General features: G+C 63.9%; 15 protein-coding genes. 8 read left to right on the plus strand and 7 right to left on the minus strand.

The features are described 5' to 3' along the window. Positions 1 to 10: 10 nt before the first annotated feature. Genes J2X76_RS29035 through J2X76_RS29045 form a run of 3 tightly spaced genes read right to left on the minus strand, consistent with a single transcriptional unit; the run spans position 11 to position 7,556 of the window. The gene (locus J2X76_RS29035; protein ID WP_310221038.1) at positions 11 to 3,112 is read right to left on the minus strand and encodes an efflux RND transporter permease subunit; all 3,102 of its coding nucleotides are present in this window, start codon (positions 3,110 to 3,112) and stop codon (positions 11 to 13) included. Beyond that, the gene (locus J2X76_RS29040) at positions 3,109 to 6,225 is read right to left on the minus strand and encodes an efflux RND transporter permease subunit (RefSeq protein ID WP_310221039.1); all 3,117 of its coding nucleotides are present in this window, start codon (positions 6,223 to 6,225) and stop codon (positions 3,109 to 3,111) included. The genes J2X76_RS29035 and J2X76_RS29040 overlap by 4 nt, the downstream gene beginning before the upstream one ends. Continuing rightward, on the minus strand, positions 6,222 to 7,556 hold the full coding sequence (locus tag J2X76_RS29045) for an efflux RND transporter periplasmic adaptor subunit (RefSeq protein ID WP_310221041.1): 1,335 nt from the start codon (positions 7,554 to 7,556) through the stop codon (positions 6,222 to 6,224). Before J2X76_RS29045 ends, J2X76_RS29040 begins: the two co-directional genes overlap by 4 nt. Positions 7,557 to 7,834: 278 nt before the next feature. Here J2X76_RS29045 and J2X76_RS29050 point away from each other — a divergent pair, with 278 nt between their 5' ends. Then, a complete protein-coding gene (locus J2X76_RS29050) occupies positions 7,835 to 8,983 on the plus strand; it encodes a PatB family C-S lyase (protein WP_310221042.1) in 1,149 nt (382 codons plus the stop codon). Between the two features lie 104 nt (positions 8,984 to 9,087). Here the strand turns inward: J2X76_RS29050 and rhaI are convergent, their stop codons facing one another. Together rhaI and J2X76_RS29060 are read right to left on the minus strand one after the other, a co-directional pair. Continuing rightward, on the minus strand, positions 9,088 to 10,380 hold the full coding sequence (gene rhaI / locus J2X76_RS29055; RefSeq protein ID WP_310221043.1) for an L-rhamnose catabolism isomerase: 1,293 nt from the start codon (positions 10,378 to 10,380) through the stop codon (positions 9,088 to 9,090). A 174-nt stretch (positions 10,381 to 10,554) separates the two neighbouring features. Further along, complete coding sequence (locus J2X76_RS29060) at positions 10,555 to 12,651, minus strand: bifunctional rhamnulose-1-phosphate aldolase/short-chain dehydrogenase (RefSeq protein WP_310221045.1); 2,097 nt, start codon at positions 12,649 to 12,651, stop codon at positions 10,555 to 10,557. Positions 12,652 to 12,853: 202 nt separating this feature from the next. On the opposite strand from J2X76_RS29060, the gene J2X76_RS29065 reads away from it, so the two are divergent. From J2X76_RS29065 to J2X76_RS29095, 7 genes are all read left to right on the plus strand, one after another. Beyond that, positions 12,854 to 13,669 (plus strand): DeoR/GlpR family DNA-binding transcription regulator, encoded by an 816-nt coding sequence (locus tag J2X76_RS29065; RefSeq protein WP_113131516.1) that lies wholly within the window; start codon positions 12,854 to 12,856, stop codon positions 13,667 to 13,669. 48 nt (positions 13,670 to 13,717) lie between these two features. Continuing rightward, positions 13,718 to 14,713, plus strand: coding sequence for a rhamnose ABC transporter substrate-binding protein (gene rhaS / locus J2X76_RS29070; RefSeq protein ID WP_113131515.1), 996 nt, complete (start codon positions 13,718 to 13,720; stop codon positions 14,711 to 14,713). Between the two features lie 149 nt (positions 14,714 to 14,862). Beyond that, positions 14,863 to 16,332 (plus strand): sugar ABC transporter ATP-binding protein, encoded by a 1,470-nt coding sequence (locus tag J2X76_RS29075; protein ID WP_310221178.1) that lies wholly within the window; start codon positions 14,863 to 14,865, stop codon positions 16,330 to 16,332. Positions 16,333 to 16,342: 10 nt separating this feature from the next. Beyond that, positions 16,343 to 17,332, plus strand: a complete 990-nt coding sequence (locus tag J2X76_RS29080) for an ABC transporter permease (RefSeq protein ID WP_310221046.1) — start codon at positions 16,343 to 16,345, stop codon at positions 17,330 to 17,332. Then, complete coding sequence (locus J2X76_RS29085; RefSeq protein ID WP_310221048.1) at positions 17,329 to 18,327, plus strand: ABC transporter permease; 999 nt, start codon at positions 17,329 to 17,331, stop codon at positions 18,325 to 18,327. The genes J2X76_RS29080 and J2X76_RS29085 overlap by 4 nt, the downstream gene beginning before the upstream one ends. After that, positions 18,327 to 18,647, plus strand: coding sequence for an L-rhamnose mutarotase (rhaM, locus tag J2X76_RS29090; protein WP_310221049.1), 321 nt, complete (start codon positions 18,327 to 18,329; stop codon positions 18,645 to 18,647). The genes J2X76_RS29085 and rhaM overlap by 1 nt, the downstream gene beginning before the upstream one ends. Then, positions 18,644 to 20,017, plus strand: coding sequence for an FGGY-family carbohydrate kinase (locus tag J2X76_RS29095; protein ID WP_310221051.1), 1,374 nt, complete (start codon positions 18,644 to 18,646; stop codon positions 20,015 to 20,017). Before rhaM ends, J2X76_RS29095 begins: the two co-directional genes overlap by 4 nt. Here J2X76_RS29095 and J2X76_RS29100 read toward each other — a convergent pair whose 3' ends face one another. Together J2X76_RS29100 and J2X76_RS29105 are read right to left on the minus strand one after the other, a co-directional pair. After that, complete coding sequence (locus J2X76_RS29100) at positions 20,018 to 20,788, minus strand: GntR family transcriptional regulator (protein ID WP_310221053.1); 771 nt, start codon at positions 20,786 to 20,788, stop codon at positions 20,018 to 20,020. 18 nt (positions 20,789 to 20,806) lie between these two features. Further along, positions 20,807 to 22,198: an FAD-binding oxidoreductase gene (locus J2X76_RS29105; protein ID WP_310221057.1), complete on the minus strand. Its 1,392-nt coding sequence runs from the start codon at positions 22,196 to 22,198 to the stop codon at positions 20,807 to 20,809. Positions 22,199 to 22,400 lie beyond the last annotated feature (202 nt).

Raw genomic sequence — 22,400 nt, forward strand, 5'->3', positions numbered from 1 at the left:
CCATTCCCCGCTACCGGACCGGTTCGCCCGCTCCCTCGCCTGGAACAAGCGCACGGCGGCGCGACCGCCGGTTATGCAGCTTTGCCAGGATCAGGTAGATGATCGGCGTCGTGTAAAGGGTCAGGATCTGGGAGATGACCAATCCGCCGACGATGGTGATGCCGAGAGGGCGCCTGAGCTCCGAACCCGGCCCGGTGGCGATGATCAGCGGAACGGCGCCCATGATCGCCGCCAGCGTCGTCATCAGGATCGGCCGGAAACGCTGCAGGCACGCCTGAAAGATCGCCTCTTCCGGCCTAAGCCCCAGCCGCCGCTCGGCCTGCAGCGCGAAATCGACCAGCATGATACCGTTCTTCTTGACGATGCCGATCAGCAGGACGATGCCGATGAAGGCGATGATCGTCAGCTCCGTGCCGCTGATCACAAGAGCAAGCAGCGCCCCGAGCCCCGCCGAAGGCAGGGTCGAGATGATCGTCAACGGGTGGGCGAGGCTTTCGTAGAGAATGCCGAGCACGATATAGACGGTCAGGATGGCTGCGGCCATCAACAGCGGCTGGTTGCTCGACGAACCCCCGGCCCCGGCATCTCCGGCAAATTCCGCGTGAAGCGAATCCGGAATGTGCAATTCGCCGACCGCATGCAGCACCGCATCGTTGGCATCCTGCAGCGTTCCCCCGAGCTTGACGTTGTAGGACATTGTCACCGAGGGAAACTGGCCCTGGTGGTTGACCACCAGCGGCGCGAGCGTCCGCTCGACCGAGGCGACGCTTGAAAGCGGCACCAGCTTGCCGCCCGATCCCGGCACGTAGAGCCCGGAAATATCCGACGGATCGCGCGCAAAGCGCGGATCGGCCTCCAGCACGACCCGGTATTGATTGCGCTGCGTGTAGATGGTCGAGACCTGCCGCTGGGCGAATGCGCTATTGAGCGCGCTGTCGATCGACTGGATGCTGACGCCGAGGCGCGCGGCCTCGTCGCGATTGATATTCACCGTCGCCTGCAGCCCGTTCGCCTGCCGGTCGGAATTGACGTCGGTGAGAACAGGCTCCTTGCGAAGCGCATCGAGCACCTTCGGCGCCCATGCGATCAGCTCGTTGAAATCCTCGTCCCAGAGCGTGAACTGGAAGGGCGACGGCGCCGAACGGGCGCCGATGCGGATATCGGATGGCGAAAACAGGTAGCTGTTCAGCCCCGGAATGGTCGCCAGTTCCTTGCGCATCCGCTCGATCACTTCCGCAGTCGAGGGACGCTCGGAAGGCGGCTTCAGCGCGATGGTCAGCTGGCCACGATTGACCGAGCCGAAAAAGCCGCCACCGGCCGAGGAACCGATGCCGGACACGGCCGGATCGCGGCCGGCGATCTCCGCCGCCTGGCGCTGCAGGGCGACCATCGCCGGATAGGATATGTCGGTCGAAGCCTCCGTGCCGCCCTGGATGAAACCCGTATCGTCCTGCGGGATAAAACCCTTCGGAATTTTCACATAGAGGTAGGCGGTCAGACCGACACAGGCGAGGATGACGATGACGGCGGCGACCTGATGATGGAGCACCGCCTTCAGGCTGCGGCCATAAAAGCCGATCACCGCTCCGAGCAGACCTCCCCTTTCCCCGTCCGGCGCATGGCCAGGTTTCTGACCCGCCCGCAGGCGGTGCGCGCAGATCATCGGCGTCAGCGTCAGCGAAACCGCGGTGGAAATGACGATCGCAAAACCGAGCGTCAGCGAAAAGCTCTGGAAGAATTTGCCGATGATGCCCCCGAGGAAGAACATCGGAATGAAGGCGGCCAGCAGCGAGGCGCTGATCGAGAGGACGGTGAAGCCGATCTGCCGCGCCCCCTCCGTCGCCGCCTGTATCGGCTTCATGCCGGTTTCGAGATTGGCATAGATGTTCTCGATCATGACGATCGCATCATCGACCACGAAACCGACCGACACCGCCAGCGCCATCAGCGAGAGATTGTCGAGCGACAGGCCGCAAGCCCACATCGCCGCGAATGTACCGGCCAGAGACAAAGGCACGGTGACGCCCGCCGCAACCGTGGGCGTCGAGCGGCGCAGGAAGAGGAAGACCACCATCATGACCAGCACGACGGTGATCAGCAGCGTCCACTGCATGTCGTCGACGCTGGCGTGAATCGTCGTGGTGCGATCCGCGAGGATGGCGATATCGACACCCGCCGGCATCAGCGCCTGCAGTTCCGGGATCAGCGCCTTGACGGCATCGACCGTCTTGATGACGTTGGCGTCGGTCCCCTTGGTGATGTTGAGCAGCACGGCCGGCTTGCCATTGTACCAGGCGTCCGAACGCCGGTTGCGCACGCCGGGCTCGACGATCGCGATATCCGCGAGGCGCGTCGCGACGCCGTTACTGCTGTGGATCACGATACGGCCGTATTCCTCCGGCGTCCGCAACTGGCTGTTCATACCGATCGAAAAGGCGAGATCGCTGCCGTTGATCGAACCGACCGGCCCCAATGTAGCCGCGCTGACGATGGCGGTGCGAACGGCATCGAGCGACAGGCCGATCGCCGCAAGCCGGCTCGGATCGAGCCGGACCCGGATCGCCGGCTGGTCGGCGCCGCTGACGCTGACATCGCCGACCCCGTCCACCTGCGATATGCGCTGCACCACCAGCGTATCGGCCGCATCGTAGATCGCACTTGGCGCGACATTGTCGGATGTCAAAGCAAGGCTGAGAATCGGAGCGGCGGCGGGATTGACCTTGCGGAACGACGGCAGCGACGGCAGGTCCGCCGGCAAGTCGACCGCCGCGGCGTTGAGCGCCGCCTGAACGTCCTGGGCCGCCCCATCGATCGTCCGCGCGATGTCGAACTGGATGGTGATGTTGGTCGAGCCGAGCGCGCTCGACGAGGTCAGTTCGGTGACGCCGGCAATCGCGCCGAGATGCCGTTCAAGCGGCGCAGCGACGCTCGCCGCCATGCTGGACGGATCGGCGCCCGGCCGGCTTGCCGTCACCCGGATGGTCGGCAAATCGACCGAAGGAAGATTGGAAACCGGCAGGAATCTGTAGGCGGCGATGCCCATCAGCAGGAGCCCGATCGCCAGAAGCGTCGTACCGACCGGCCTGCGGATGAAGGTCTCCGAGAGGTTCACGGGGCCTCCCCGAGTTCTCCGCCGGGCGCGGGCAACGGCCCGGTCGGCCGGCCGACGACGCGGCTGCGCAGGTTCTCGAACGCCAGGTAGATGACCGGTGTCGTATAGAGCGTCAGAAGCTGGCTGAGCAGCAGGCCGCCGATGATGCTGATGCCAAGCGGGATGCGCAGTTCCGAACCGGTCCCCTCCGCCATCGCCAGCGGCAGCGCCCCGAACAGCGCGGCAAGCGTCGTCATCATGATCGGGCGGAAGCGCAGGATCGAGGCCTTGAGGATCGCATCGCGGGGAGACAGCCCCTCCGTCCGCTCCGCCTCGAGCGCGAAATCGATCATCATGATCGCGTTCTTCTTGACGATGCCCATCAGCAGCACGATGCCGATCAGCGCGATCAGGGACAGGTCCTGGCCGAACAGCATCAGCGCCAGAAGCGCGCCGACGCCGGCCGACGGCAGGGTCGACAGGATGGTGACCGGGTGGATGGCGCTCTCATAGAGCAGGCCGAGCACGATATAGATCGTCACGATCGCCGCCAGGATCAGCCAGGGTTCCCCGGCCAGCGAGTTAGCGAACTCCTCGGCATCCCCGAAATAGTCCCGCTGGATCGTCGCCGGAACCCCGATCTCCTCTTCCGCCGCCTTGATGGCGCTGACGGCCTCGCTGAGCGAGGCGCCCGGAGCGATGTCGAAGCTGATCGTCACCGACGGAAACTGTTCGTTATGGCTGATCACCAGCGGGGCCGCCGTAAACGAGGTCTTGGCGAAGGCGCCGAGCGGGATCTGCGTGTTCGAGGCGCCGGAGACATAGAGCCGCTCAAGCGATTTCGGATCGGACTGATATTGCGGCGCGGCCTCCAGAATGACGCGGTACTGGTTGGACTGCGCATAGATCGTGGTGATCTGCCGCTGGCCGAACGCATCGTTGAGCGTATCGCTGACCGCCTGCATCGAAACGCCGAGGCGAGACGCGGTCTCGCGATCGACATCGAGCAGCAGGCGCCCTCCACCCATCTCGACTTCCGACGAAACGTCGACCAGTTCCGGGAGCTGCTCCAGCCGTTTCGCCAGCCGGTCGGCCCAATCCGCGACGCTTGTCGCCGTCGCACCGGTCAGGATGTATTGATAGGGCGCGCGGCTGACGCGGGTGCTGATGCTGATGTCGCGCACGCCCTGGAAGGTGACGCGCACGCCGGGCAGTTGCGAAACCTCCCGCCGCAGCCGGTCGATGACCTCGGGCACGGACGAGGTCCGCTCGCTTCGCGGCTTGAGGACCAGGCTCAGCGTGCCGGTATTGAGCGTGAGATTGTTGGCGCTCGCGCCGACCACGGAGACGATGCCAGTCACATCCTGGTCCTGCCGCAACCTGTCGGTAACGATCGCCTGGGTCCGCTTCATCGCATCGAAGGATGTCGTCGGTTCCGTTTCGATGACGGCGGTGATCAGCCCTGTATCCTGCGGCGGCAGAAAACCCTTGGGAATGAAGACGTAGAGCGCGACCGTGGCCGCCAGCGTCGCGATCGTCAGGATCAGCATCAGCGCACTGCGGTCGACCGCCCAGACAAGGCTTCGGTGATAACCCGCAATCACCCGGTCCATGACGCGATCGGCACCGGCCAGCAGGCCGCGGCGCCCTTCCGCCGGCCTGCGCAGGATACGGGCGCACATCATCGGCGTCAGCGTCAGCGAGATCACCGCCGACACGACGACGGCGATGGTCAGCGTCAGGGCGAATTCGCGGAACATCCGGCCGACGATGCCCGACATGAACAGCAGCGGGATAAATACGGCAATCAGGGAGACCGTCAGCGAAATGATCGTGAAGTCGATCTCGCCCGCCCCTTTCAGGGCGGCCTGCATCGGGTTTTCGCCTTCCTCGATATGCCGCGCGATGTTCTCGATCATCACGATCGCATCGTCGACGACGAAGCCGGTACCGATCGTCAGCGCCATCAGCGACAGGTTGTCGAGGCTGAAGCCGGCAAACCACATCAACCCGAAAGTCGCGACCAGCGAAAGCGGCAGCGCCACCGCCGCGATAATGGTTGCCGAAAGCGTCCGCAGGAACAGGAAGACGACGAGGATGACGAGGCCGATGCTGACCCCGAGCGTCCATTGAACGTCATGGATCGACGCCCGGATGGTTTCGGTGCGGTCGTTGACGATATCGAGCGAAATCCCCGCCGGCAGCACCTCCCGCAGCCGCGGCACCTGCCTCAGGATGCTGCCGACCGTATCGATGACATTGGCGCCCGGCTGTTTCATCACATCGAGGATGACCGCCGGCTCGCCCTGATACCAGGCGCCGACACGGGTATTCTCCAGACCCTGGACGATATCCGCCACGTCCTTCAGCCGCACCGGCGCGTTGTTCCGATAGGCGACGACCACATTGCCGTAGATTTCGGGATCGATGATCTGGTCGTTGGCGGCGAGCGTGAAGGACTGGTGCGCGCCGTCGAGCGCGCCCTTGGCGCCGGCAACGCTGGCGCTGGAGATCGCGGTTCGAAGATCTTCGAGGCCGATGCCATAGGCGGCCAGCCGCGGAATATCCGCCTGGACGCGGATCGCCGGCCGAACCCCTCCCTGGATCGAGACATTGCCGACGCCGGAAACCTGGGCAAGCCGCTGCGCCAGCAGCGTATCGGCGAAATCGCTGAGGTCCCGGATCGGATAGCTGGTCGAGCGAAGCGCCAGCGTGATGATCGGCGTGTCGGCCGGGTTCACCTTGGCATAGGTCGGCGGGTAAGGCAGGTTGCGCGGCAAGCCGGAACCGGCCGCGTTGATGGCCGACTGCACATCCTGCGCGGCGCCGTCGATATCCCGGCCGAGCGCAAACTGCAGCGTTACCTGGCTGATGCCGAAAGCACTCGAGGAGGTCATCGAGGTCAGCGACGGGATCTGCCCGAGCGGGCGCTCAAGCGGAGCGGTGACCAGCGCCGCCATCGTCTCGGGATCGGCGCCGGGCAATTGCGTCGTCACCCGGATCGTCGGAAAATCCACCTGCGGCAGCGGCGCGACAGGAAGGTTGATATAGCCGAGAATGCCACCCAGCAGCACGGCGACGCCGAGCAGCGAAGTCGCGATCGGGCGTTTGATGAACAGCGTCGACGTGCTCATTGTTTTGCTTCGGGCGACACGACCGGCGCGGCACTTGCGGCTTCGGCCCCACCTGTCTTCTGTGGCCGGCGGTTCGGTTTGCGCTCCTCATTCGGATTGCCGGGCACGGCGGCCGGCGGCGGTTGCGAGGCCGCCACCTCCACATGCTCGCCGTCCTTCAGCCGCGAAAACCCGGTCGTCACCACCTTGTCGCCGTCCGCCACGCCTTCGGCGATCACGGTCCGCACATCGTCCTGCTGGCCGAGCTTGACCATTTTCATGCCGACGGTCTGGTCGGGCCTCAGGAGATAGACGAAGGTGCCGTTCGGCCCCCGCTGCACGGCGGCGGTCGGCACGACGATCACGCCCTTCAGCGTCTCCACGAGAAGCCGCGCGTTGACGAAGGCGCCCGGCCAGAGCGCCAGCTTTTCGTTGGGGAAATTCGCCTTGATCCTGACGGTGCCGGTGGTCGCATCCACCTGGTTGTCCACCGCGGCCAGCATGCCGTTATCGATCACGCTCTTGCCGTCGCCGGCGAGAGCCTCGACGGTTAGCTGCCCGCCGCCACTCGCCGCGTTGACACGGGCAAGCTGCTGCTGCGGAATGGAAAACACCACCGAGATCGGCTTGATCTGCGAAAGCGTGACGATACCCGCCGCATCGGAAGAGCTGACGATATTGCCGACATCGACATTGCGGATGCCGGTGCGGCCGTCGATCGGCGCCCGGATCGTCGTATAGTCGAGCGAGGCCTGGGCACTGGCGATCGCCGCGTCGTCGGACTGCACCGCCGCCCGATACTGCTCCACCTGGGAACGCGCCGTATCGAGTTGCTGCTGCGTGCCGGAACTCGACTGAACCAGTTTCTGGTAACGGTCGAGGGCAAGTTCGGCGTTCTGGAGCAGCGCCTGGTCCTGGGCCTTCTTGCCGATCGCCTGGTCGAGCTGGGCGCGATAGACCGCGTCGTCGATCCGCACAAGGACGTCGCCCTTCCTGACGTCCTGCCCTTCCTCGAAATGCAGTTCAACGAGCTTGCCGCTCACCTGCGGGCGAATGGTGACCGTGTTCAGCGGCCGGACGGAGCCGACGCCATCGATGAACACAGGTACGTCGCTCGCCTTGGCGTCAGCCACCAGCACCGGAACCGGCTCCGATTGTCCCGATTGCCGGCCATTGCGCCGGCGCCCGCCGCCTGCCGGGCGTCCCGAAGATTGCGCGGTCGTCGCCTCGGTCGGCGCCAACCCGAGCATGGTTTCCACACGGCCGAGCCAGCGATCGCGAAGCGTATAGGCTCCAAAGCCCGCTGCGCCCAGGATTATCACAGAGACCAGGACCCAATGCCTACGCGCCATCGACCGTAACTTCTTGAATGCTTGAAAAATCAACCGGATTGACGCTACCGCTCCGCCGCCCGCAATGGAAGGCGCTTTCAGCGGCCCCGGATTACAAATTGGATAGCTTGGCCCCGATGCGGAAACCACCGAACGGCCAACCAGAGCGAAGAAAGGCGTTGACAGCCGCGCGGTTGGTTGGGGACAAGCTGAAGGACGCCTTGCCCTCTTCGCGGCGGGCGTCAACGAAGGGTGGTCGATCGACTTCGACCGGCAGCATGAAAAGGGGCTTTGATCGCATGACCGATTTCGATGCCGTACACGAACGCCGGGGCACCGGCAGCTCGAAATGGAGCAAGTATCCGGACGACGTGCTGCCCATGTGGGTCGCCGACATGGATTTTCCCGCGGCACCGGAGATCGTCGATGCCATCCGCAACCGGCTCGAACATCCGCTGCTCGGTTATGGCGTCGCTCGCGACGAACTGCGCGCCCGGATCGTCGCCGACATGCAGGACAAATACGACTGGACGGTCTCGCCCGACCAGATCGTCTTCCTTCCGGGCGTCGTGCCCGGCTTCAACATGGCGCTGCATGCGATGCTCCAGCCCGGTGACGGCGTGCTGGTCCAGACGCCGGTCTATCGTCCCATCCTCGAAGCTCCGGCGGACTGGAAGCTTATCCGTCGCGAAGCACCGCTTGTGCCGACCGCCGAAGGCCATGTGATGGATAACGACGTTCTGGCGACGGAACTGGCGAAGTCGAAGGCGCTGTTGTTCTGCAACCCGCACAACCCCACAGGCAAGGTCTTCACGACGGAAGAGCTGAAGACGATCGCCGATCTCTGCCGAAAGAACGACACGCTGATCATCTCCGACGAGATCCATTGCGACCTTCTGTTCGACGGTCGCCGCCACGTGCCGATCGCCACGCTTTCGGAAGATGCCGCCAACCGCACGATCACCCTGATGGCCGCCAGCAAGACTTACAATATTGCCGGCCTCAAGACCGCCTTCGCGATCGTCGGCAACAGGGAGATCCGCGAGAAGTTCAACCGGGCACGGCTCGGCATGGTCGATAACGCCAATATCATCGGGCTCGAGGCGACGCTTGCGGCCTTCTCGAAGGCGGGCGACTGGAAGACGCGGATGCTCGCCTATATCGAGGCCAACCGCGACTACCTGTCGGCCGAAATCGCCCGCCGCTTCCCCAAGATCAAGCTCGTAAAATCAGAGGGCACGTTTCTCGCCTGGCTCGACTGCACGGCACTTGATCTCAAACCGGATGCCCAGAGCTATTTCCTGGAGCACGGCAAGGTCGGCTTCAACGCCGGATCAGACTTCGGCGAGGCCTACGGCAACTTCGTCCGCGTCAATTTCGGATGCCCGCGAGCCTTGCTGGAAGAAGGCCTGAGCCGCATGGAACGCGCAATCGGCCGAAACACCTGATCGGAGTTCGCCCAGCGGAAAAAAGGTTGGCCACGGCCAGAAGCCAGTGGCTTTTCCCTAGTTGCTGGCGGGGCCCTCCGCCAGCATCCTCGCGGCCCTGAAGGTCAGACGATCCCGCCGCCGCCGCTGGCGGAGGCCGGACGTTCTGCCGCGACCCGCTTGCGATAGCCGCTGGCGCGATACGCCGCGACCGGATCGATCGCGCCGCCGGCACGACGGCGGGCTTCGGCCAGAATCGGCTCGACATCGGTGCGGTAAGCCCGCTTCAGCGTCTCCGACGCCATCAGCGCATCGTTATCCTGCTGGAAACCGTCGAGCGCGCCCCGGTCGACCAGCAATGCCTGGGCATAGGCGCGGCGGATCTCGTTGGCACTGGAAATCAGGCTTTCGATCGGGTCGGTGACGTTGTGCGACTGGTCGATCATATGCGCCGGCCGGAAATCCTTCACCCCCCGATGCTCTGCATCGACCAGTTCGTTGAAGACGAGGAAGAGGCGGTAGGGCTCGATCGCGCCGGCATCGAGATCGTCGTCGCCATATTTGGAATCGTTGAAGTGGAAGCCGCCGAGCTTTCCGAACTGGATCAGGCGGGCGACGATCATCTCGATATTAGTGTTCGGCGCATGATGGCCGAGATCGACGAGGCAGAAGGCCTTCGGTCCGAGCGTGTTGGCGATCAGGTAGTTGGTACCCCAATCCTGCACGACCGTCGAATAGAAGGCCGGCTCGTACATCTTGTGTTCGGAGAACAGCCGCCAGTCATCCGGCAGCGCCTTGTAGATCTCCGCCATCGAGGCGAGATAACGCTCGAACATGCGGGTAAAATGGCTCTGGCCCGGAAAGTTCGAGCCATCGCCGATCCACACCGTCAGCGCCTTGGAGCCGATCGCCCTGCCGATCTCGATACATTCGAGATTGTGCTCGATCGCCTGAGCGCGCGTCGCAGAGTCCGTGTGGCTGAGCGAACCGTATTTGTAGGAATGCGCCTGCCCCGGCGCATCGGAAAACGTGTTCGAATTCATCGCGTCGAAGCCGAGGCCGAGCGCATCGCCCTTGGCCCGCAATTCCTTCGCATCCGCCTTGTCCCAGGGGATATGCAGCGAAACGGTGGGCGTCGCCCGGGTCAGCTGGTGAATGACGGCGCAGTCGTCGAGCTTGTCGAAAATGCCGCGCGGCTCTCCCTGACCGGGGAAACGGGCAAATCGCGTGCCGCCGGTGCCGACACCCCAGGAGGGCACGGCCACGAAGAACTTTTCAACCTCGCCGGTGATCGTTTCGATATCGATCCCGCGCCGCGACAGGTTTTCTCCGAGCGCGTCGTAATCGGATTTGAGCGCGCTCAAGCGCTTGTCATTTTCGGCGGCGATAGTGTCCGCGGAGATTTTCTGTTCAGTCATGTATTCCCTCCCATAGGCTCTGGTGGCCCCTCATCCGCCTGCCGGCACCTTCTCCCCGCATGCGGGGAGAAGGACATATGCCGCGCCGCCTACAACCCTCTCCGACGTTGCGTGGGGCACGTCCCCTCTCCCCGTCAGAACGGGGAGAGGGTCAGGGTGAGGGGCAGAACTTGCTCAACGCGTAAAACTCTGCGCATTCCCCGCATCGACGTTGATGATATTGCCGGTCGATTTCGCCGAGGCATCCGACGCCAGGAAGTAGATCGCCTCGGCGATATCCTCCGGGAAGACGTTGAGCTTCAGCATCGAACGCTTGCGGTAGTGCTCTTCCAGGTCGCTCACCTCGATCTTCGAGGAAGCGGCCCGCTGTTCGCGCCATTCGCCGTTCCAGATCTTGGAGCCGCGCAGCACCGCATCGGGATTGACGGTATTGACCCGGATGCCGGCATCGGCGCCTTCCAGCGCCAGGCAGCGAGCGAGATGGATTTCGGCAGCCTTGGCCGTGCAATAGGCCGACGCGTTCGGCGACGAGGCAAGGCCATTCTTGGACGCGACGAACACGACGTTGCCGCCGAGATTCTGGCGCCGGAACAGCCGGAAGGCCTCCCGCGAAACGAGGAAATAACCCGTCGCCAGGATGTCGATATTCTTGCTCCACATGGCAAGCGTCGTCTCCTCGACCGATGCGGAAGACGCGATCCCGGCATTCGAGACGAGGATATCGACACCGCCGAATTCCACGCTGGCCTCGGCAAACGCGGTGATTACAGCGTCCTCGGTCGTCACGTCGAGCAGAACACCGCGCACGGCATCCTTGCCGAAGGACTTTTCGAAATCGGCCTTGGTCGTCTCGAGCGCACCGCCGTCGATATCGGCAAGCACCACGCAGGCACCCTCGCCCATCAGCCTTGCGGCCGTCGCCCGCCCGATGCCGCCGGCGCCGCCGGTGACGAAGGCCACCTGCCCGGCAAGGCTCTTCGGCTTCGGCATGCGCTGCAGCTTTGCCTCTTCGAGCAGCCAGTATTCGATATCGAAGGCCTCCTGTTCCGGCAGGCCCTGATATTCGGAAACGGTGGAGGCGCCTCGCATCACGTTGATGGCGTTGACGTAGAACTCGCCGGCGATGCGGGCGGTCGCCTTGTCACGCGCGAACGACAGCAGGCCGACGCCGGGAATGAGAAAGACGACCGGATTGGGATCGCGGATCTTCGGCGAATTGTCGTGCTTGCAGGCCTCGTAATAGCGCGTGTAGTCGGCGCGGTAGTCCTCAAGCGCCTTGTCGAGACCGGAAAGAACCGCGTCGACATCCGGCTTGGCAGGATCGAGATCAAGGATCAGCGGACGGATTTTTGTGCGCAGGAAATGATCCGGGCAGGAGGTCCCGAGCGCGCCGAGCGGCTTCAAATTATTGGAGTTGACGAATTCCAGCACCGCGTCCTGGTCGTCGAAATGGCCGAGCTTGCGCTCCGCCTTGCCGATCCGGCCGCGGATTTCCGGCATCAGCCGCGCCGCGATCGCACGGCGCTCCGAGGCGGGCAGGCTCTTCGCCACCGCTCCGCCAAAGATCGTCTTGCCTTCGGTCTGCTCGGCAAACCATTCGATCGCCTTGTTGATGATGTCGAGCGTCAGCTCGTAGCAGGCCTTGGCGTCATTCGCCCAGGTGAACAGGCCGTGGCTTTCCAGCACGACGCCCTTGGCGGTCGGATTGGCCTTGACGAAGGCTTCGAGATCGAGCCCGAGCTGGAAACCCGGCCGCCGCCACGGCAGCCAACCGATCTCGGCGCCAAAAATCTGCTGCGTCAGTTCCTTCGAATTCCTCGAAGCCGCGATCGCGATGATCGCGTCCGGGTGCATGTGGTCCACATGCGTGAACGGCACGAAGCCGTGCAGCGGCGTATCGATGGAAGCGGCGCGCGGATTGAGGTTGAAGGTGCAGTGCGGCAGGAAGCCGACCATGCGGTCCTCGTCTTCGACGCCCTTGTAGAGCCCTTTCAGCGCTTCCAGCTTGTCCATGTAGAGAGTGGCAAAACCGTCGAGCTTGATCGTGCCGACATCGCCGCCCGAGCCCTTGACCCACATGACCTTCACTTTTTCGCCGGTCAGCGGATCGGTTTCCATCACCTTGGCAGACGTATTGCCGCCGCCGTAATTGGTGATGCGCTTGTCGGCACCGAGAAGATTGGAGCGATAGAGCAGCTTGCCCGGCTCGTCGAGCTTGGCGGCCTGCGCATCGTTCCAACGGTTTTCGAGAAGGCGGGTTTGGCCCGACATCGCTTGTCCTCCCAACGTGTTTTCGGCTCACGGCGACGGTGCAGCCGCCATCTCCATGCTGTGGGTATCGCGCATTGCCGCGCTATCTGTCAATCACAAACGATCATAAACTTTCATTGTGCAGCGCAATAAAAGCGAATTTGATCGTTTCTGATTGACATCGTAAATTTTCCAGCAATAGTTGTCGGCCAGGAGGAACCCCATGCACGAACGTGAACGCCATCGCATCATTTTGAGCGCTATCCAGGAAAAGCCCGTCATCACGGTGCAGGATATCGCCGAATTGACCGAGGCCTCGGAAGCGACGATCCGGCGCGACATCGCCTCGCTGCACGTTCAGGGCAAGCTCAGGCGGGTCCGGGGCGGCGCCGAGGCGGTACATCCGCCGCAGATCGGCCAGCTGGCGGCCCGCTCGTTCCGGGTGTCGGAATCGGTCAATATCGACAAGAAGCGCGCAATCGCCCGCCGTGCCGTGGAACTCTGCGACGAAGGCGATTCCATCATCATCAACGGCGGCACGACGACGTTCCAGATGGTGCATTTCATGTCGGCGCGGCGGCTGCAGGTGATGACCAATTCATTCGCGATAGCCGAACATCTGGTCAAGCATTCGAAGAACACCGTGACGATACCGGGCGGAGCGATCTACCGCGAGCAGAGCCTGATCCTGTCGCCCTTCGACAATGACGCGATCCGCAATTTTTATGCCCGGCGCATGTTCATCGGCGCGCAGGGGGTCGGCCCGCTCGGCGTGATGGAAGCCGATGCGCTGGTGATCCAGAGCGAGCAGAAGCTGATGCACCAGGCCGAGGAACTGATCGTGATGGTGGATTCGTCGAAGTTTTCGCGCCGATCGAGCCTGATCCTGTGCCCGCTGGAACGGGTGACCACCGTCATCACCGATGACGGCGTGACCGACGACGCCGCGCGGATGATCGAGGATGCGGGCGTCAAGCTGATTATCGCCGGTGCCGCGGCAGCGGACATGGCCAAGGAGGATTCCTCGTCGGCCGCGTGAGGAGCGACCGGCGGGAGGAAGATCGAACTATCAACCGGGAGGACCAACATGAAACTTGCAAAGAAACTCGCCATCGGCGTGGCGCTCGCCTTCGCCGCAATGACAACGGCGGCAAGCGCCGCCGACGTGAAGATCGCGCTCGTCGTCAAATCGCTTGGCAACGGCTTCTTCGAAGCGGCCAATAAGGGCGCCCAGGAAGCCGCCAAGGAACTCGGCGGCGTCCAGGTCATCTATACCGGCCCGACCTCCACGACGGCCGAAGGCCAGATCGAAGTGATCAACTCGCTGATCGCCCAAGGCGTGGATGCGATCGCCATCTCCGCCAACGATCCGGATGCCGTTATCCCGGCGCTGAAAAAGGCCGCCCAGCGCGGCATCAAGGTGATCTCCTGGGATTCGGCAGTGGCCAAGGAAGGCCGCATCATGCACCTGAACCCGTCTTCCAACGAACTGATCGGCAAGATGTGCCTGACGCTCGCCAAGGATCACCTGGACGGCGGCAAGGGCGATTTCGCCATCCTGTCCGCCACCACCACTTCGACGAACCAGAACACCTGGATCGCCGAGATGAAGAAGCAGCTCAAGGACTTCCCCGGCCTCAACCTCGCCACGACCGTCTATGGTGACGACCTCGCCGACAAGTCCTATCGCGAAGCTCAAGGGTTGCTGAAGTCGCAGCCGAACGTCAAGGTCATCGTCGCCCCGACCACGGTCGGCGTGCTCGCCGCTTCGCAGGCCGTCAAGGATGCCGGCATGATCGGCAAGGTCTATGTGACCGGTCTTGGCCTGCCGTCTGAAATGGCCGGCGCCATCAAGTCCGGCGCGACCAAGGAATTCGCCATCTGGAATCCGATCGACCTCGGTTATTCCGCGACCCAGATCGCCTATCACCTGGTCAAGGGCGATACCGACGCCAAGCCCGGCTCCGCCATCAAGGCCGGCCGCATGGGCTCGATCAAGGTCGGCGACAATGGCGAAGCCGCGATGGCCGACCCGTTCGTCTATAATGCCAAGAACATCGACGAGTTCTCCAAGATCTTCTGATCTTTGAACTACTCCTGCCGGCGGCCGCGAATGACCGCCGGACCTCTTTTTCCGATTTTACTGGCTGATTTATGATGAACGCTGTCGCACCCACGGCCGACCAGAGACCCGAAGTGCCCCCGCTTGCCGCGGAAACGCCGATCCTGGAAATGCGCGGCATCAGCCAGATCTTTCCGGGCGTCAAAGCCCTCGATAGCGTCAGCATCAAGCTCTATCCGGGCCAGGTGACGGCGCTCATCGGCGAAAACGGCGCCGGCAAGTCGACGCTGGTCAAGATCCTGACCGGCATCTACCGCCCCAACGAGGGCGAGATCCTAATCGACGGCGCGGCTACCACGTTTTCGAGCGCGCAGGCCGCGATCGACGTCGGCGTCACCGCCATCCATCAGGAAACGGTACTCTTCGATGAGTTGAGCGTCGCGGAAAACATCTTTCTCGGGCATGCCCCCCGCACCCGGTTCGGCACGATCGACTGGCGGAAGATCAATTCCGGCGCCAAGGCGCTGATGCTTCAGCTCGAAAGCGAGATCGACCCGACCATCCGCCTCCGCGACCTCTCCATCGCCCAGCGCCATCTGGTGGCGATCGCCCGGGCGCTCTCCGTCGAAGCACGCATCGTCATCATGGACGAGCCCACCGCCGCCCTCTCCCGCAAGGAGATCGACGACCTCTTCCGCATCGTCGAGGGCCTGAAGCGGCAGGGCAAGGCGATCCTCTTCATCAGCCACAAGTTCGACGAGGTCTATGAGATCGCCGAGAATTTCGTGGTTTTCCGCGATGGCCGCGCCGTCGGCCATGGCCGGCTGAAGGAGACGCCGCAGGACGAGATCGTCCGGCTGATGGTCGGCCGCGACGTCAAGGACGTTTTCCCCAAGGTCGAGGTCAAGATCGGCGCCCCGGTGTTGCGCGTCGAAAACTACTGCCACCCGACGGAATTCCGCGACATTTCCTTCGAGCTCCGCCGCGGCGAAATCCTTGGCCTCTATGGCCTGATCGGCGCCGGTCGCTCGGAACTCTGCCAGTCGCTGTTCGGCATGACGCGGCCCTCGTCCGGCCGGCTCGTGCTGGACGGTACCCCCCTCGACCTGCGCTTCTCGGGCGATGCGATCCGTGCCGGCATCGTCTACGTGCCGGAGGAACGCGGCCGTCACGGACTGGCGCTGCCGATGCCGATCTTCCAGAACATGTCGCTGCCGTCGCTCGGCAAGACGTCCCGGGCCGGCTTCCTGAAAGCCGCCAACGAACTCTCGCTCGCCCGCAAATATGCCGAGAGGCTGGACCTGCGCGCCGCCGCCCTTTCCGTGCCGGTCGGCACGCTCTCCGGCGGCAACCAGCAGAAGGTCGTCATCGGCAAATGGCTGGCGACGCAGCCGAAGGTGATCATTCTCGACGAACCGACCAAGGGCATCGACATCGGCTCCAAGGCCGCGGTGCACGCCTTCATCAGCGAACTCGCAGCCGAAGGCCTGTCGATCATCATGGTGTCCTCGGAGCTTCCAGAAATCCTCGGCATGTCCGACCGGGTGATGGTGATGCGCGAGGGCCTCGCCGCCGGCATGTTCGAGCGCGAGGCCCTGAGCGCCGAAGCGCTGGTCCGCGCCGCGACCGGCAACCAGTGAGGAGAAACCGATGAACCGCCTCCTGAAGAACCGCGAGATCCTGCTTACTGTCATCATCGCGATCATGATCGCCGGCTTCTCCGCCCGCGCGCAGGGTTTCGCGGCGCCCGGCAACCTCGCCAACATCTTCAATGACACCTCGATCCTGATCATCCTTGCGCTCGGCCAGATGACGGTGATCCTGACCAAGTCGATCGATCTCTCGGTCGCCGCCAACCTTGCCTTCACCGGCATGGCGGTCGCCATGACCAATACCGCCTATCCCGAGCTGCCGCTCGCCCTGCTCATCGTCATGGCGATCGGCATCGGCGCCTTTCTGGGCGCGATCAACGGCTACCTCGTCTGGGCGCTGCGGATACCGCCAATCGTCGTGACGCTCGGGACGCTCACCATCTATCGCGGCATGGCCTTCGTGCTGTCGGGCGGCGGCTGGGTGAACGCCCACCAGATGGGGGCCACCTTCCTCAACGTGCCGCGCCTGCCCGTGCTCGGCCTGCCGATCCTCTCCTGGATCGCGCTCCTCATCGTGCTCGGCGCCTGGTTCGTGCTGACCCGGCTGCCCTTCGGCCGCGCGGCCTATGCCTCAGGCGGCAATCCGACGGCCGCGGTCTATGCCGGCATCGATATCGGCTGGACGAAATTCATCGCCTTCGTGGTATCGGGCGCGCTCGCCGGTCTCTCCGGTTATCTCTGGGTGTCGCGTTATGCGGTCGCCTATGTGGACATTGCCGCAGGCTTCGAACTCGATACGGTGGCCGCCTGCGTCATCGGCGGCATCTCGATCGCCGGCGGCATCGGCTCGGTCGCCGGCGCCGTGCTCGGCGCGCTTTTCCTCGGCGTCATCAAGAACGCCCTGCCGGTGATCGGCATTTCGCCCTTCGCGCAGATGGCCATTTCCGGCATCGTCATCGTGCTCGCCGTCGTCTTCAACGCCCGCGCCGAACGCAAGGCCGGCCGCATCATCCTGCGTGACCGGGGTGCAAAGGAGGTCTCCGCATGAGCGACGCCGCATCGTCAAAACGGATCATCCCCGACCGTCTCGGCAGCAGGACCTCGCGCCTCCTGGCAAGCTGGGAAGTCCTGCTCTTCGGCGTGGCGGTGCTGATCTTCGTCTTCAATTCGTTAGCTTCGCCTTACTTTCTGAACGCCTGGAACCTTTCCGACGCCACGTTCAATTTCACCGAAAAGGCGATGATCGCCTTTGCCATGGCGCTGCTCGTCATCGCCGGCGAGATCGACCTGTCGGTGGCCGCCATCATCGCGCTTGCCTCGACCGCCATGGGTGCAGCAGCCCAGGCCGGCATCGGCACGCCCGGCCTGGTCGCGATCGGCATCGGCACCGGCCTCGTCTGCGGCGCGTTTAACGGCCTGCTCGTCGCCGGCCTCAGACTGCCGTCGATCGTGGTCACGATCGGTACGATGAGCCTCTTCCGCGGCATTTCCTATATCGTGTTGGGCGACCAGGCCTATGGCAAATATCCGGCAAGCTTCGCCTATTTCGGCCAGGGCTACGTGGCCTGGGTGTTTTCCTTCGAATTCGTGCTGTTCATCGTGCTCGCCGCAGCTTTCGGCGTTCTCCTGCACGCCACGAATTTCGGCCGGCAGGTTTATGTGATCGGCAACAACGAATTCGCCGCCCGCTTTTCCGGCATTCCGGTGGAGCGCGTGAAGTTCACCCTCTTCCTGCTGACCGGGCTGATGGCGGGCGTCGCCTCCGTCTGCCTCACCTCCCGCCTCGGCTCGACCCGTCCATCGATCGCGCAAGGCTGGGAGCTGGAAGTCGTCACCATGGTCGTGCTCGGCGGCGTCTCCATCCTCGGCGGCGCGGGCACCATCGCCGGCGTCGTCATCGCCGCCTTCGTCATGGGCCTCGTCACCTTCGGGCTGGGACTGCTCAACGTGCCCGGCATCGTCATGTCGATCTTCGTCGGCCTGCTGCTGATCGTCACCATCGCAATCCCGATCATCGCCCGCCGCATCAAGGAAATGAGCTGATGAGCCTTCAGAAACACGCCTTCAAGATGAAGCTTCATCCGGGTATGGAAGCGGAATACCGCAAGCGCCATGACGAGATCTGGCCGGAGCTTGTGGATCTCCTGCACCAGGCTGGCGCCAGCGACTATTCGATCCACCTCGACCGGGAGACCAATACGCTGTTCGGCGTGCTGAGCCGGCCGGCGGATCACACGATGGCAAGCCTGCCGGATCATCCGGTGATGAAGAAATGGTGGGCGCATATGGCCGACATCATGGAAACCAATCCGGACAATTCGCCGGTCCAGAGCGATCTGGTGACGGTATTCCACCTGCCATGACGACGCCGGAAAAGATCGCCGTCCTCGATATCGGCAAGACCAACGCCAAGGTCGTGATTCTGGACTGCACGACCGGCGAGGAAATCGCCGAAAAGCGCACGCCGAACCGCGTTCTGCCCGGCCCGCCTTACCCGCACTACGATATCGAAGCCTTGTGGGCTTTCGTGCTCGAAGCATTGTCCGCCTTTGCCGCACAGCCCGGCTTCGACGCCATCTCCATCACCACACACGGCGCGTCGGCGGCGCTTCTCGATACCGAGGGAGAGCTGGCGCTGCCGGTGCTCGATTACGAACACGAATATCCGGCGGAGATCCGCAGTGCCTATCAAACGCTGCGCCCGCCCTTTTCGGAAACCTTTTCTCCGCCGCTCTCCGCAGGCCTGAATGTCGGTGCACAGCTTCACTACCAGAAGACGGTTTTTCCCGAAGCGTTCGCCCGCGTCCGCACCATCCTCACCTACCCGCAATATTGGGCATTCCGGCTGACCGGCGTGGCGGTGAACGAAGTCACCTCGCTCGGCTGCCACACGGATCTCTGGCGGCCACGTGAAGGGACCTATTCATCACTGGTCGATGCGCTCGGCATCCGCGACCGGATGGCACCGGTGCGCTCCGCCTTCGACACGCTCGGCCCGCTGCTGCCGGACACCGCGGCCCGGGCCGGCCTTGCAGGGCCTGTCCCGGTCCATTGCGGCATCCACGATTCCAACGCGTCCCTGCTGCCGCATCTGGTCGGGCGCGAGCCGCCGTTCGCGGTCGTCTCGACCGGCACGTGGGTCATCAACTTCGCGGTCGGCGGTGATCTCGATCATCTCGACCCGCGGCGAGATGCCCTCGCCAATGTCGATGCCTATGGGCGCGCCGTCCCCTCGAGCCGCTTCATGGGCGGCCGCGAATTCGAGATGCTGACGGCCGAACTCGGCCCGCTGTCGCCGGAAGCGGCGCTGGCGGCCATGCCGGATGTCATCGCCAGACGCCTGATGCTCCTGCCGAACATTGCGGGCGGTTCGGGCCCTTTCCCCGGCCGCGAGCGGCAATGGATCAACGACACCGACGCCTCGACCGATCAGCGCTGGGCCGCCGCCTGCCTTTACCTCGCGCTGATGACGGAGACCTGTCTCGACCTTATCGGGGCGAAAGGACCGGTTCTTGTCGAAGGCCCCTTTTCCGCCAACCCGGCCTATCTGCAGGCGCTGACCGCGCTGCTCGGCCGCGAGGTCATGGCGCTTCCAGGCTCGACCGGTACCAGCCAGGGCGCAGCACTTCTGGCGGCCATCTCGCCGAAAACCAAGCCCGGCCGCGCCGTGCCCACGCCGTCCTGGACGATCGACGCCTATCGCGCCGCCTGGCACGAAAGCCTGGGCGCCTGATCAGCCTCCGGTCGCCGGCCGCCGGTTGCGCCGCAGCCGCCGTCCCGTCTGTTCTTCCAGGGCATTTTCCAGAATGCCGAGCCGCCGTTCGGTGATCGCGGCGATCCGGCCCGGATCGCCGGATTCGATCGCCTGCAGCATGATCTCGATCAATTCGAGTGACAGCGCAAGATCCGCCCGTGTGTGCAGGGTCCGGTGCCGCATCGGCTCTACCCATTGCAGCAGCAGTTCCATCAGTTCCAGGACGAGGCCGTTGCGGGTCGCCTGCGCCAGGGCAAGATCGAAACGCATCGAGGCAATGATGATCGAACTGATGTGCTCGGGGCTGCTCCTGGTGACCTCGGGCGGCGGCAGCGCATCGCGGCCGAACCGGATCGCCTCCCGCATCCGGTCGAAATCCGCATCCTCGGCATATTGCGCAGCGATCTGCGCCACCCAGGGCAGGATCAGCCGGCGCACCTCGATCGCCTCGTCGATATCGCCGGGCCGCATGTCCGGCTTCGGCACGATCAGGTCGAGCGGCACGATCTCGCTGCTGACGAACGTGCCTCCACCCGCCCCCGGCCTGACGGTGAGGATATTCGCCTCGACCAGCAGCTTCACCGCCTCACGCACCGTCGGGCGGCTCACCTGCATCTGCTCGGCGATGCTGCGTTCGGAAGGAAGCCGGGAGCCGAGACGGAAAAATCCCGCCCGGATGGCATCCGCCAGCCGGCGCGCCACCTCTTCGCTCGGGAGCAGAACCTTGACGGGCTGAAAATGTCGATCCACCGGCATCTCCTGTCCCGCTCAGACCGAAAGCACCTTGCCGGTGTTCAGAATGTTGTTCGGGTCGAGCGCCAGCTTGATGCGCGCCATCAGCGCCAGTTCCTCCGGCGTGCGCGACAGCTTGAGATACGGCTTCTTCAGGAGGCCGATCCCGTGTTCGGCGGAAATCGTGCCGCCTTCCCGCGCAATCGACCCGAACACCAGTTCGGTGATCTCCTTGTGCGGCTGGTCATTGCCGGCGGACGGAATGTTGCAGACGAGATGCAGGTTGCTGTCGCCGATATGGCCGTAGCTGACCGCGATCGCATCCGGCCAGCGGGCTTTCATCGCGGCCTCGATCTCCTCCACCACCCGGCCGGCGGCGCTGGTCGGCAGGCCGACGTCGAAGGCGGTCAGCGGCCCCATCAGCTTGCCGTATTCAGACACGCTTTCGCGCACCGCCCAGAGATCCTTGCTCTCGCGTTCGGAGGACGGCAGGACCGCATCGGAAACCCAGCCGGCTTCCAGCGCATCGGACAGCACCTGCTCCAGCAATGCCCGGTTTTCCTCGGCATTGCGCCCACCGGTTTCGATCAGCACATAGATCCCGTGCGGCTCCTTGAAGGCACGGCGCAGGTCGGGCAGCTTGCCGGTCATGAAGTCGTAAAAGCTCGGCCACATCACCTCGAACGAGGTCAGCGCCGATCCCATGTTCTGGCGAGCGCTCTTCAGGAGCTCCAGAAGCGAGGGGAAATCCGGGCAGCCGCAGAAGGCGCTGGCGAGTTCCGCCGGCTTGGCCTGCAGCCGCAGCACGGCGCGGGTGATGACCCCGAGCGTGCCTTCCGAGCCGATGAACAGCTGTTTCAGGTCGTAGCCGGCATTGTTCTTCAGCATCTTGTTCAGCGACGTGACGATCGTGCCGTCCGGCAGCACCACTTCGAGGCCGAGCACATGCTCACGCGCCATGCCGAAGCGGATGACGCGGTTGCCGCCGGCATTGGTGGCAAGGTTGCCGCCGATGACGCAGGAATCGCGGGCGCCGAGATCCAGCCCGAAGAACAGCCCGGCCTCTTCCGCCTTCGCCTGGATGACGCTGAGCGGCGTGCCCGCCAGAACCGTCATCGTCGCCATCACCGTATCGATTTCCTCGATGCCGTTCATGCGGTCGAGCGACAGCGCCACGCCATTTTCGATCGGCCGTGCGCCCCCGGCAAGACCCGTCAACCCGCCCTGCGGCACGACCGGCACCTTGAATTCGTTGCAGAGACGCAGCGTTGCCGAGACCTGCTCCGTCGTGCGCGGCCGCACCAAAGCCAAAGGCACGACCGGCGAAAGACCGCCCCAATCGTTGTGGAAGCGGACCGGGATGTCCTCACCAAAAACGACATCGGAGGCGAGTTCGCGCCTGAGCGCCTGGATGAATTCATCGGTCATGCAAGCCGTCCCTCGAAATACCGTCGATGGAGGTCAGCTTATCTACCGTTTATGGTAAAGTGAATATACCTTTGGACTTTCTTTCGAAGAAGAATGGCGGGCAGGATCGCACTGCTATCGCCGCTTGCAAAATTCCGGACAGCCCAAATAAAATCGGCGGCCCGGCAAAAAGCCGGCCCGCCGATGCTCCCTGGGAGGAGTT

Source organism: Neorhizobium sp. 2083 (genome assembly GCF_031455615.1).
In the GTDB taxonomy this organism is placed as follows: Bacteria; Pseudomonadota; Alphaproteobacteria; order Rhizobiales; family Rhizobiaceae; genus Neorhizobium.

Coding starts and splice junctions, on each gene's coding strand:
- J2X76_RS29085 (WP_310221048.1), top strand. CDS start 17,329: ATGAGCGACGCCGCATCGTCAAAACGGATCATCCCCGACCGTCTCGGC.
- rhaI (WP_310221043.1), bottom strand. CDS start 10,380: ATGACTGAACAGAAAATCTCCGCGGACACTATCGCCGCCGAAAATGAC.
- J2X76_RS29045 (WP_310221041.1), bottom strand. CDS start 7,556: ATGGCGCGTAGGCATTGGGTCCTGGTCTCTGTGATAATCCTGGGCGCA.
- J2X76_RS29040 (WP_310221039.1), bottom strand. CDS start 6,225: ATGAGCACGTCGACGCTGTTCATCAAACGCCCGATCGCGACTTCGCTG.
- J2X76_RS29105 (WP_310221057.1), bottom strand. CDS start 22,198: ATGACCGATGAATTCATCCAGGCGCTCAGGCGCGAACTCGCCTCCGAT.
- J2X76_RS29050 (WP_310221042.1), top strand. CDS start 7,835: ATGACCGATTTCGATGCCGTACACGAACGCCGGGGCACCGGCAGCTCG.
- J2X76_RS29075 (WP_310221178.1), top strand. CDS start 14,863: ATGCGCGGCATCAGCCAGATCTTTCCGGGCGTCAAAGCCCTCGATAGC.
- J2X76_RS29060 (WP_310221045.1), bottom strand. CDS start 12,651: ATGTCGGGCCAAACCCGCCTTCTCGAAAACCGTTGGAACGATGCGCAG.
- J2X76_RS29080 (WP_310221046.1), top strand. CDS start 16,343: ATGAACCGCCTCCTGAAGAACCGCGAGATCCTGCTTACTGTCATCATC.
- rhaS (WP_113131515.1), top strand. CDS start 13,718: ATGAAACTTGCAAAGAAACTCGCCATCGGCGTGGCGCTCGCCTTCGCC.
- J2X76_RS29095 (WP_310221051.1), top strand. CDS start 18,644: ATGACGACGCCGGAAAAGATCGCCGTCCTCGATATCGGCAAGACCAAC.
- rhaM (WP_310221049.1), top strand. CDS start 18,327: ATGAGCCTTCAGAAACACGCCTTCAAGATGAAGCTTCATCCGGGTATG.
- J2X76_RS29065 (WP_113131516.1), top strand. CDS start 12,854: ATGCACGAACGTGAACGCCATCGCATCATTTTGAGCGCTATCCAGGAA.